A 10,516-nucleotide genomic window follows, 5' to 3' on the forward strand; every position below is an offset into this window, starting at 1 on the left:
GTAAAGGCACTGGATTAGGATTAGCGATCGCTCGGCAAATCGTCGAAGAAACCCACGGCGGAAAATTGAGTTTTAACTCTGTGATGGGTAAAGGAACAGAATTTATCATTGAAATTCCGATATAATCTTCGGCGATTTTTGGTTTGGAGACGCACAGCTATCCCGGATACCCAGGGTAAGAGCATCTCAATCAGGCTTGACACAAGGAATTAGAAGAAGGGTGCATACCAGTTTTTATTTTGCACTTAGAGAATAATTGTCATTGCGTTCGCTTGAATGATGAGCGTAGCTTGCCGCCAACTCTACCAGACGCACTGCTCCCGGTCGGCATCGCTTAACATCTAAAATACTGCTATGGTCAATCACTATCAGATTGCCTTATAGGAAAAGTTAGATTGAATATGAATGAGACTTTAGCAGCTACACTAGGGGAATTACAAGCCAAAATTTATTGGTTACATGATGCTGAGGAGTTTGCAGAATTGGCATCAGTAGCAGCTACTATATATATGAAACTTGGTTATACTCAACAGCAGTCCGAAACGGCAGGTAATTTAATTAGTCAGGCTTATCAATTATCTGATGATGCTGTTTTAGCCCAAAAAGCAGGTGATTTTGACAAAGAAATACAGTTTTATCATCAAGTTAAAGATAAATTAACCCAAGTAGAAACTACATTAGATTATCAAACCAGTATCGCCATACATCAAATGAAATGGTGGATGTATTTTCGTCATAAACAAAAATTACAAATTCTGCTTCACTTATTTTTACAACATTTTAAAGCGGTAGGGTTGATTAACTTACTTACTGCTATTAAACTTACATATTTTTTAATGGAGATAGGCAGAGTTCACAAATTGCGTGACAGAGAAACTACCAAACATAATGCTATACGATACTGGACAGAATTATTGAAAATCAAACCACCACAATATCCTTATCTTGGTTAAAATGCTGATTTTTAGGTTTGAGCGCGATCGCTTTCCCAATCAAGCGAGGAAAAGGGAAAGCGATCGCAATCAAATTACTTTACCTAGTGCTGTCTCCAGACGGCTGGTAAATTCTGAAGAGGCTAAAATGTTGCAAAAAAATTGTCGGTTGGGTGGAGGCTTTGTCAAAGCCAACCTACGTCTAAATTTTTGCTCTTATTTATAAACAACTTTACTATATATCTGGGAATACTAAATCTGGAAGTCATAAAGATTTAGTAGTATGGTTAGCAGCGAAATCTGTGGGCAAAGGAAGGGTTTAGGATTAGCGATCGCTCGTCAAATTGTCGTGGAAAAACACGGGGGTTCGATACACTGCAACTCCTCCCCAGGAGAAGGTACAGAGTTTGCGATCGCAATTCCAGTTAGGCAATAAAGAGTGCAGCTTAGGCCAATATGTGTAATAACAAAATCAATGACGAGGTATCGCTTTTACGTCAGCAAAATGCCCAATTGCTGCAACAGCTAGAAACATTGCAAGAGCTTAATAAAATTCGCGGACAGCATCGCCAAACGGTGGCAACTGCTTTGGCTGAGAGTGAAGCTAAGTATCGCCAGCTAGTGGAAAATATCAGCGACCTGATTTTTTCTATGTCAGTGCAAGGTCTTTTTACTTATGTCTCACCGCAGTATAAAAATGTTTTAGGATGGGAACCTTCAGAATTACTTGGTCAGCCCTTTGCCCCTCTGCTTCATCCCGATGATTTCCCCCTCGCCCAGAGAAAGATCCAAGAAATGGTGGAAACTAAGGGGCAGAGGATCGCAATAGAATTTCGCCACCGACAAAAGGATGGAAATTGGTGCTGGATGAGGTCAGTAGCTTCGCCAATTTTCGACTCAGATGGTGAAATTATTGGTCTTCATGGCGCTATTAGTGATATCAGCAGTCGCAAACAAGCTGAAGAAGAAATCAAATCATTACAGAAACACATGGCGGCAAACTGGATTGTCATTCAACACCAGCAGCCGGAACAGAGTTTGTAATTACAATTCCAATTCAGCATTAAAGAAGTCGGAAGTCGGAAGGACGCTCGCGGACTCGCTACCGCTACGCTAACGGAAGTACAGTTTTGTAACGGGGATTTAGATTTAGGCGTTCAATTCGCGCTGCCTATCTTGCTGGGGACTTAAACCCCCAAAGTGGGTTAAAAACGGTCGTTTTTGAGAACATTGCAGGTAAAAGGGGTAAAGCCTCTCAATGTGGGGTAAACTGCAATGCCTGATAGATAGCTTCGGGATTGGCGGCAATAACCTTAAGGTATGCCTTTGCTGTCTGATCTGGTTCGCTGCGTCCTTGCTCCCAGTCCCGCAAGGTGCCAAGCGGAATATGGTAACGCGCTGCAAATTCCTCCTGCGTCAATCGCAATGCACGGCGGATAATTTTTACACGGGATACCCGCTTCATACGGGCTAAATCTTCATCCGTAAGCGGTTGTGCATCAGGATCGCTAAGAGCCGCCGCGTGAATTTCTTCTTCGGTCATGTGACGCATAGGTTTTTCTGGAAATGGTCGCTCGCTACCGTAACAGAGAGGAGCATAACAAACACAAATTGAAGGGGGCTTAAATAGCCCTCTTTTTTATGGGTAATCATCTATTGTTTGTAAAGTTTTTATAAAAATACCCGTTGCAACTATATAAAATCCCATAAAGGATCTACTACATATTTGGAAGCTTCTTCAACTAAATCTTTTAAACCCTGTTTGAGAGACTCAATTGAACGATCTAAAGCTTCAATTTTAGTCCTTGCAGTAATTTGTTCGATGGCATCTATTGACTAATAGCTAAACAATCAGTTTCTGCCCACCAGGTATAAATAGGCGTGTCGCGGTCTGGTAAAATGCCAAAAGTATTAGGTTGCAACACGTTGATGCTAATGGCATTTGTTAATTCCACAACATAATTAACGTGTGTCCCCAAATACATCACGTTGACAAGCCGTCCTTCAAAACAGTTAGCTGGCAAATTGGGAGGATAAAGCGAAAGCTGTATTTTTTCTGGACGCACACTCACTACTACCGCTTGTGATAATTCAGTTGGTGTATCTTCAGCGCGGCTAATAACAATTGATAGTCCCATTTTTGTGGAAATTTTAATATTAGAGGAGTCAACCGCGACGATTTCACCACTGAATAAATTAGTGTCACCAATAAAATCAGCAACAAAGGATGTGCAGGGACGTTCGTAAATTTCGCTGGGAGTACCAACTTGTTCAATTTTGCCTTGATTCATTACGGCAATGCGATCGCTCAAACATAATGCTTCTTCTTGGTCGTGTGTCACCATCACAAAGGTTAATCCTAAGTCTTTGTGTAAATTTGATAACTCAACCTGCATTTCCTTACGTAGTTTTAAATCTAACGCCCCTAAAGGTTCATCCAGTAGTACCACAGTGGGACGGTTGACCAAAGCCCTGGCTAAGGCGACTCGCTGCTGTTGACCACCAGAAAGTTGATGGGGAAAGCGCGATCGCAAACTTTCCATTTTCACGAGTTTTAAAGCTTCTTCGACTCTAGCTTCAATTTTCGATTTGGGTATTTTTTTTAACCGCAGTCCAAAGGCGATGTTATTCCAGACATTCAGGTGGTTAAATAAAGCGTAACTTTGAAATACAGTATTGACGGGTCGGCGGTAAGGAGGCACATTAGTCATGGATTGACCCTGAATCAACACCTTACCAGCGTCAGCAATTTCAAACCCAGCAATTAAGCGCAGTGTTGTTGTTTTACCACAACCGGAGGGGCCTAAAATACTAAAAAATTCTCCTTGTCTTACATCCAAGTCAATTCCATTTACTGCTGGTTCTTGGTTAAAAAACTTGAAGACGTTACGCAGTTCAACATCAAGTGGCTGAAAACTTGTTATCCCCCTTTGATTTTGCATGACAATTTGAGCCATAATCCTCTGTAGAATGCCGCGATCTTATCGTTATTTTGTCAATTGCTCTAGTCTTTTGGGCAGACTATATTTGACACTTTGGTTTATTGTATCCGCCAAAAACAATTGTTCAAGAATATACTCGCCCGATTCTTTCATACCCAGTACTGAGAATGAGTTTATGGTAAATGTATATACTAACTATACTACTGAGATATTCTTTGATGAAGTTAATATACATTAAAATTGCATATTAGCAATTGCTAAAAGGCTGGCTAGAATTGCATTTAGTCATTTTGAATTTTGAATTTTGAATTTTGAATTGATACCTATGTCTTTATTCCCATCACTTGGCAACAAAAAAGATACACGTACAGTTGGACGTGGTTTCCAATCAATATTTTTAATCGTATTTACCTTATTAATGATCGGTGGGATTGAGGCTCGTTTAGCCTACTTGCAAATTGTTGAAGGCCCAAAACTCCGGGAACGAGCCGAAGCAAACCGAATTCGGCTGATTCTCAAACAACCAGAACGGGGCAATATTTTTGACCGGAATGGCAAACTTTTGGCTAGTACTCGTTATCCTAGCTCTGTATACTTATGGCCGATGGCACATACTAAGCCTTCCTGGTCTGTAGTCGGCCCGCGTCTAGCGCAAATTCTCAACATTCCCCAAGATGAGATGGAAAAGAAATTAGAACTAGCAGGTGCTAACTCTTCTTCACTCATTCGCGTTGCTCGCGATCTAAATGAAGCAGAAATCACAGCATTAAAGGAGTATAAAAATGAACTCCCAGAAGTGGAAATAAATACAGATTCTGTACGTTATTATCCCCACGGCAAGCAATTGGCTCATGTATTAGGTTATACGCGGGAGTTGACTGCCGACCAATTAAAAGGCAAGAAGCAGCAAGGCTACCGACTCGGAGATGTAATCGGTCAGATGGGCGTAGAAAAGGCTTATGAGAAAGCTCTACGGGGCGAATGGGGCGGTCAGCAGGTGGAAGTGGATGGTGCGGGTAGACCAATCCGGGTTATAGGAGAGAAACAGGCAAAAGCTGGTAATGATTTGCACTTAACCATAGATTTAGATGTGCAAAAAGCAGCTGAAAAAGCTTTGGGAAATCAACGAGGTGCGATCGTAGCACTCGATCCAAATACTGGTGCTGTTTTAGCGCTGGTATCTTACCCCACCTTTGACCCAAATATCTTTTCTAAACAAAAACTCTCCCAGAAAGATTGGGAAAGCGTGCAAGGTAAAGATCATCCCTTAGTTAATCGTGCCCTGAGTGCCTTTCCGCCCGCCAGTACTTTCAAAATTGTCACTACAACAGCTGGACTGGAATCAGGCGAATTTTCTCCTGACTCAATATTACAGACCTTTGGTTCTCTTACCGTGGGTGGTGTGACGTTTGGTGAGTGGAACCACGCCGGATTCGGGCCATTGGGATTTCCGAGAGCGCTGGCTATGAGTAGTGATACTTTCTTCTATCAAGTTGGCAGAAAAGTTGGTGGCCCAACTTTAATCCAATGGACTCGCAAATACGGATTTGGTCAAAGAACTGGCATTGAATTTCGTGATGAAGAATCAATAGGCTTGGTTCCAGATGAAGCATGGAAGCAGAAAACTTGGAAAATACCTTGGACTGTTGGCGACACCATTAATATGTCAATTGGTCAAGGTGCTTTGCAAGTTACACCTCTGCAATCGGCAATTATGTTTGCTGTCCCTGCTAATGGTGGGTATCGAGTTCAACCGCATCTGCTTAAAGACAACGAAGAAGCAAAAAGTTGGCGAGAATCCTTAAATATGAAGCCGTCAACTATTAAAGTTATCCGTGACGGATTGCGGAGGGTGGTGAGTGAGGGTACTGGTAAGCGCTTAGATGTGCCGACAATTGCCCCAGCATCTGGGAAGAGTGGCACAGCTGAAGCTGGTGCTGGTCGCCCAAATCATACTTGGTTTGGTGCTTATGCCCCTACTAATAAGCCGGAAATCGTGGTTGTGGCCTTTGGAGAAAACTCCGGCGAACATGGCGGTACTATTTGCGGTCCGATGGTTTTACAAGTGCTAGAAGCTTATTTTCAGCATAAATATCCAGGTAAGTATCAAAAACCTCAGCCTGACCCATCGGAAGCTAAAACTCAGAATTCAGGACATGGTACTGGAGATTAGAAGGAGGCAGGAGGTTGGAAATCGTGATTGACGACTATATTCGAGCCGCAATGACTCAAAATCAGATTCCTGGACTTTCTGTTGCAGTGGTGCAGTCAGGTGAAGCTGTTTTAGTTAAGGGCTATGGACTGGCAAATGTTGAACATTCTGTTCTGGCGACTGAACATACAGTTTATGAAATTGCGTCTGTGGGTAAAACCTTCACCGCTACAGCCATAATGATGCTGGTGGAAGAAGGGATAATTTCGCTAGAAGATGCAATCGCAAACTATCTCGATTATCTACCCATAATGTGGCAAAATGTCAGAATCCAGCATATTCTGTCTCATCAGTCGGGAATTCCTAGTTATACCGATGCTCCAAACTACTGGGAAATTACCCATCTGAATTTATCGAAATCTGAAATTTTGGCTCTAGTTACTCACCTACCTCTTAAGTTCCAATCGGGTGAGTTTAGCGCCTATGACAACACAGGTTACTATTTACTGGGTTTGCTTCTAGAAGAGGTAACTGGACAATCTTATGGAGATTTGTTGCGCGATCGCATTTTTGCTCCTTTGGGAATGAATGCAACCGTGATGAATAATCCCAGTGATATAGTGCCACATCGGGCTGCTGGCTATCGGTTGCCAAACAGCAAGCTTGTTAACAAACCTTATTACAGTCCTTCTGTCACCTATTCGGCTGGAGGTCAACTTTCCAGTGTAGAAGATATGGTGAAGTGGGAACAGGCGCTTTGTGGTGCAACTCTGTTAAAGCAATCAACCCTTGATAAAATGTGGACTCCTCATTTTCCCAATCAGGGCGATGATTGGGAAAAGTTGGGATATGTTGCAGGTTTAGGTTGGTGGGTATTTAATTATGGCGATCGCCGAGTAGTTGGTCATAATGGTTCGATTCTAGGATTTGCAAGTAACATTACCCGCTTTATTGATGACAAAATTACCGTAATTTTACTTTGCAATCTCGATAAAATTTCCCGACCAGATGCGATCGCTAAGAAAATTGCTGAATACTACTGTCCAGTTCTTACCAAACTAGTACTTCAGCCTCCACTAGAATCAGTTGGCGAATAGGGGATCTGATTGTTCACGAATGATTTTGGATTGCAAGTTTAAATTGAATAAGACACTGGGAAAGATTTTGCATCCTTTGACTTGACATACACTCGTTGTTGTGGTGTTAACTCTAAGTCATTAAAGCGATCGCGGGTTAAATGTGCCATTACCACTTGCCCATCATCGAAAGTTAATTCCACTTGAATTTCCCAACCCAAATGGATCAATCGGCTCACTGTTGCAACAGTAGTCGCACCGTTTGCAACCTTTTCTAAAATCACATCTTGCGGACGCAAAAACACTTGTGGGTGTGGCGCATCAAACCCGCTACTTTGAAAAATCTTGGAGGTGCTGGGTAATATGTTCACTGGGCCGATGAAACTCATTACAAAAGCTGTAGCCGGATCATCGTAAATTTCGGCTGGAGTCCCCACCTGTTCCACACGTCCTTTATTCATGACCACAACCTCATCGGAGACTTCCATTGCTTCCTCTTGGTCGTGGGTAACGAAAACCGTGGTAACATGAACCTCATCATGGAGGCGGCGTAACCATGCCCGTAAATCTTTGCGGACTTTCGCATCAAGTGCGCCAAAGGGTTCATCTAGCAGCAATACATCAGGTTCTACTGCCAATGCCCTGGCTAAAGCTACCCGTTGTCTTTGACCACCAGAAAGTTGTGAAGGATAGCGATCGCCTAATCCATTCAATTGCACCAATTCAAGTAACTGTTCTACCCGTCCCTTAATTTTCTTTGGTTGTGCCTTACGAATTTCTAACCCAAAGGCAATATTCTGTTTGACAGTCAGATGCTTAAATAAGGCATAGTGCTGAAACACAAACCCAATATTTCGCTGTTGCACACTTTGGTATGTAGCGTCCTTCCCGGTAAGCAGGATTTTGCCGCTATCTGGCATTTCTAAACCTGAAATTAACCGTAGTAGCGTAGATTTTCCTGATCCCGATGGTCCGAGCAATGCAACTAGCGAACCACTTTTAATTTCCAGGCTGACCTGATCAACTGCCTTGAAACTACCGAATTGTTTGGAGACGTTCTCAACTACTATGCCCACTGCTGCTCTACCTCTGCAATTAAATCTACATATCCTTGGTAGGATTACTGTGTCTTATACATACCATACATTGTTATTTATGGATGAACAAGATTTAGGCTCTACTTTTCAGTTCACATAAATGCCCATGCCAGCTTACCTAGTTCGCAACAACTGCACAAAGGTATTACTCACCGTATTGTCTTTGGTATCGGCAGCGTATTGAATCAAATCTTCCCGCAGTTCTTTGGCTGCATCTAAAGGAAGTAACGTTGCTAGCAAGAAATAAACACCACGAAAACGCGGGTCGCCCATTCTATCTACTAATAGTCCTTCGGCGGCATCAGTTTCGCCCAGAAAGTTTTGCACCAAGAAGAAATCTATAATTTTATCGTGGCGGAAGTACCATTCTTTCTTGGCTTCGCCTTTTTCATTTTGCCACTGACGGCTGACTACCATTTTGTATTTTTCGTCTTCCAAAGACATGACAACTTGCTGAAATTCATCCCCAGGTAGGGCTTGTTTGTCTTGGAGTCGCATTTGGTAGACGGCGGCGGAAAATCTTTTGAGTGGAAATTCTTGTTTCCATTCTTGCTGGTATTCTGCCGCCATCAAGTTGTATTGCTGTTCTTGCAGACGAAACAAGTTTGGATGTTTACCTTGTGATAGCATCAGCGCTACCACTGTTAGATCCATTGGATTGGAAAGAATTCGGCGGACAGCATCTAACTCTTCTTTGGCTTGCTGCTCTTTGAGGACATCTGTTAAATAATTGGTGCTGGCTTGGGCGTAATCAGCACCTTGAATTTTGGCATCTTTGGGGAGTCGTGGCTGACGGGAGATCAAAAACTCTTGAATTTGTTGTTGTTCAAGGGGCTGCAAGTAGTAAGTTTTGGCTGTTGAGGGGGGTGTCCACTCTAGGGGCTGGGTAGTCATGATAATGTTGCCCCGGAAATAGCTTTCGACAAACTGGCAGATTTTGGCGCGGGTTTCGGCGGTGACTTCGTTGAGTCCGTCGATGCAGATATCTATCGCGCCACTGTAAATTAGGTTTTTCAGGAAGCTGGCATCTTGAGCTTGACCGTGTAGCTTGTCTTGAATTGCTTCAATTACGCCTTTATGACACTTTTGGGCGGGGAGATAAACGACTATGCGCTGGGAGTTTTGCAACAGATGACGGAGAAACATCGACTTGCCTAAGCCGGAATCTCCTTGTAAGATAATTTGTCCTTGAATACTGGGTAAGGCTGCGGTAATTGGCTGGATGTCTCCTGATGCGGGAACTTTGACTTGAGATTCTGGGAAGTATGATTGATCGTGAAAATTATCTAACCCGGCATCGGCTAATAGGGAAGGTTTGAAGGGTTCAAATAATTTGCGGCGGAAGGGGGGAAACCAGGTGAGGAGAAAGCCGACGTAGCCCACGCCGAGAATCCGGCGTACCCAAGGGTTCCAGAAGAAGATGGCTTGGATTTGGGGAAATTTGGGGTAGGCAAAGATGAGGGCTAGCCAAAAGGCAATGTGAATGATGATGGTATTTTGGGCTTTGGAAAACCACTGCCAACCCTCAAGGTTATCTATTGCTGACTGCACAGCATTAGCATTAGTGGAGTTGACTTTTTTGAGGTTGCTGTAATGGCTTTGCAGTAAACCAATATCTTGTAATTTCCAAGGAACGTTTTTCTTAGCGGCAACTTTGGAAATTTGTTCTGCTAGTTCTCTTTGCAGGTCTGGCAGAGAATCACAATCTTTCCAGGCTTTCTCGAAAACTTTCATTGTTTCGACTCCCTGGTTATATGTCAGTTTCTGCGGTGGCATTTTAGGTTTACCAACCCATTGCATAAGAGTTTCTACTTGTGGTTCACCACCTCCCAAAAAATGAGCTAAAAACCTAATTTGATTAATCTCAGAAGGATAAGAGTGAACTGAATCTAGAACTTGCAAAATAACTGGCAAATCTTGTTGCCCTAGTTTCATGAGTGCCTGTGCTGTTGCTTTACGGACATTAAAGTCAGAATCTTTGAGCAGCAGTACAAGTTTTGGAACTTGTTCCTTGGCTTGCATCTTCCCTAGTGCCTGTACTGCTGCACTACGGACATTGGAGTCAGAATCTTTGAGCAGCAGTACAAGTTGTGGAACTTGTTCCTTGACTTGCATCTCCCCTAGTGCCTGTACTGCTGCACTACGGACATTGGAGTCAGAATCTTTGAGCAGCAGTACAAGTTGTGGAACTTGTTCCTTGACTTGCATCTCCCCTAGTGCCTGTACTGCTGCACTACGGACATTGGAGTCAGAATCTTTGAGCAGCAGGACAACTTGTGGAATTTGTTCCTTGGCTTGCATCTCCCCTAGTGCCTGT

12 protein-coding genes are annotated in these 10,516 nt (G+C 43.0%); 7 read left to right on the top strand and 5 right to left on the bottom strand.

What is annotated here, in order from left to right; all coding sequences use genetic code 11:
• A partial coding sequence (locus HWQ37_RS28210) for an ATP-binding protein (RefSeq protein ID WP_292753739.1) occupies positions 1–125 on the top strand: 125 nt, incomplete at its 5' end.
• Positions 126–234: 109 nt separating this feature from the next.
• Here HWQ37_RS28210 and HWQ37_RS28215 read toward each other — a convergent pair.
• Positions 235–366, bottom strand: coding sequence for a hypothetical protein (locus HWQ37_RS28215; protein WP_292753728.1), 132 nt, complete (start codon positions 364–366; stop codon positions 235–237).
• 35 nt (positions 367–401) lie between these two features.
• On the opposite strand from HWQ37_RS28215, the gene HWQ37_RS28220 reads away from it, so the two are divergent.
• Genes HWQ37_RS28220 through HWQ37_RS28235 form a run of 4 tightly spaced genes read left to right on the top strand, consistent with a single transcriptional unit; the run spans position 402 to position 1,976 of the window.
• Positions 402–953 carry a hypothetical protein gene (locus tag HWQ37_RS28220; protein WP_292753729.1) on the top strand — a complete coding sequence of 184 codons (552 nt, stop codon included), beginning with the start codon at positions 402–404 and terminating at the stop codon, positions 951–953.
• Position 954: 1 nt separating this feature from the next.
• On the top strand, positions 955–1,158 hold the full coding sequence (locus tag HWQ37_RS28225; protein ID WP_292753730.1) for a hypothetical protein: 204 nt from the start codon (positions 955–957) through the stop codon (positions 1,156–1,158).
• Positions 1,159–1,215: 57 nt separating this feature from the next.
• Positions 1,216–1,368 carry an ATP-binding protein gene (locus HWQ37_RS28230; RefSeq protein WP_292753731.1) on the top strand — a complete coding sequence of 51 codons (153 nt, stop codon included), beginning with the start codon at positions 1,216–1,218 and terminating at the stop codon, positions 1,366–1,368.
• A 20-nt stretch (positions 1,369–1,388) separates the two neighbouring features.
• Complete coding sequence (locus tag HWQ37_RS28235; protein WP_292753732.1) at positions 1,389–1,976, top strand: PAS domain-containing protein; 588 nt, start codon at positions 1,389–1,391, stop codon at positions 1,974–1,976.
• Between the two features lie 211 nt (positions 1,977–2,187).
• On the opposite strand, the gene HWQ37_RS28240 is transcribed toward HWQ37_RS28235, so the two are convergent.
• Positions 2,188–2,484, bottom strand: coding sequence for a helix-turn-helix domain-containing protein (locus HWQ37_RS28240; RefSeq protein ID WP_292753733.1), 297 nt, complete (start codon positions 2,482–2,484; stop codon positions 2,188–2,190).
• Positions 2,485–2,761: 277 nt separating this feature from the next.
• Positions 2,762–3,889, bottom strand: coding sequence for an ABC transporter ATP-binding protein (locus HWQ37_RS28245; protein WP_292753734.1), 1,128 nt, complete (start codon positions 3,887–3,889; stop codon positions 2,762–2,764).
• A 310-nt stretch (positions 3,890–4,199) separates the two neighbouring features.
• Here HWQ37_RS28245 and mrdA point away from each other — a divergent pair, with 310 nt between their 5' ends.
• Complete coding sequence (mrdA, locus tag HWQ37_RS28250; protein WP_292753735.1) at positions 4,200–6,047, top strand: penicillin-binding protein 2; 1,848 nt, start codon at positions 4,200–4,202, stop codon at positions 6,045–6,047.
• Between the two features lie 23 nt (positions 6,048–6,070).
• Positions 6,071–7,123, top strand: coding sequence for a serine hydrolase domain-containing protein (locus tag HWQ37_RS28255; RefSeq protein WP_292753736.1), 1,053 nt, complete (start codon positions 6,071–6,073; stop codon positions 7,121–7,123).
• Positions 7,124–7,161: 38 nt separating this feature from the next.
• On the opposite strand, the gene HWQ37_RS28260 is transcribed toward HWQ37_RS28255, so the two are convergent.
• Both HWQ37_RS28260 and HWQ37_RS28265 read right to left on the bottom strand, forming a co-directional pair.
• Positions 7,162–8,178, bottom strand: a complete 1,017-nt coding sequence (locus tag HWQ37_RS28260) for a sulfate/molybdate ABC transporter ATP-binding protein (protein ID WP_292753737.1) — start codon at positions 8,176–8,178, stop codon at positions 7,162–7,164.
• 135 nt (positions 8,179–8,313) lie between these two features.
• Positions 8,314–10,516: HEAT repeat domain-containing protein (locus tag HWQ37_RS28265; protein ID WP_292753738.1), on the bottom strand; the 2,203-nt coding region annotated here is incomplete at its 5' end.

The sequence above is a fragment of the Nostoc sp. NMS4 genome, from assembly GCF_017115095.1.
GTDB lineage: Bacteria > Cyanobacteriota > Cyanobacteriia > Cyanobacteriales > Nostocaceae > Nostoc.

Excerpts from the sequence above, each read along its gene's own strand:
- HWQ37_RS28220 (WP_292753729.1), top strand. The coding sequence starts at position 402 with ATGAATGAGACTTTAGCAGCTACACTAGGGGAATTACAAGCCAAAATT.
- HWQ37_RS28225 (WP_292753730.1), top strand. The coding sequence starts at position 955 with ATGCTGATTTTTAGGTTTGAGCGCGATCGCTTTCCCAATCAAGCGAGG.
- HWQ37_RS28230 (WP_292753731.1), top strand. The coding sequence starts at position 1,216 with ATGGTTAGCAGCGAAATCTGTGGGCAAAGGAAGGGTTTAGGATTAGCG.
- HWQ37_RS28235 (WP_292753732.1), top strand. The coding sequence starts at position 1,389 with ATGTGTAATAACAAAATCAATGACGAGGTATCGCTTTTACGTCAGCAA.
- HWQ37_RS28240 (WP_292753733.1), bottom strand. The coding sequence starts at position 2,484 with ATGCGTCACATGACCGAAGAAGAAATTCACGCGGCGGCTCTTAGCGAT.
- HWQ37_RS28245 (WP_292753734.1), bottom strand. The coding sequence starts at position 3,889 with ATGGCTCAAATTGTCATGCAAAATCAAAGGGGGATAACAAGTTTTCAG.
- mrdA (WP_292753735.1), top strand. The coding sequence starts at position 4,200 with ATGTCTTTATTCCCATCACTTGGCAACAAAAAAGATACACGTACAGTT.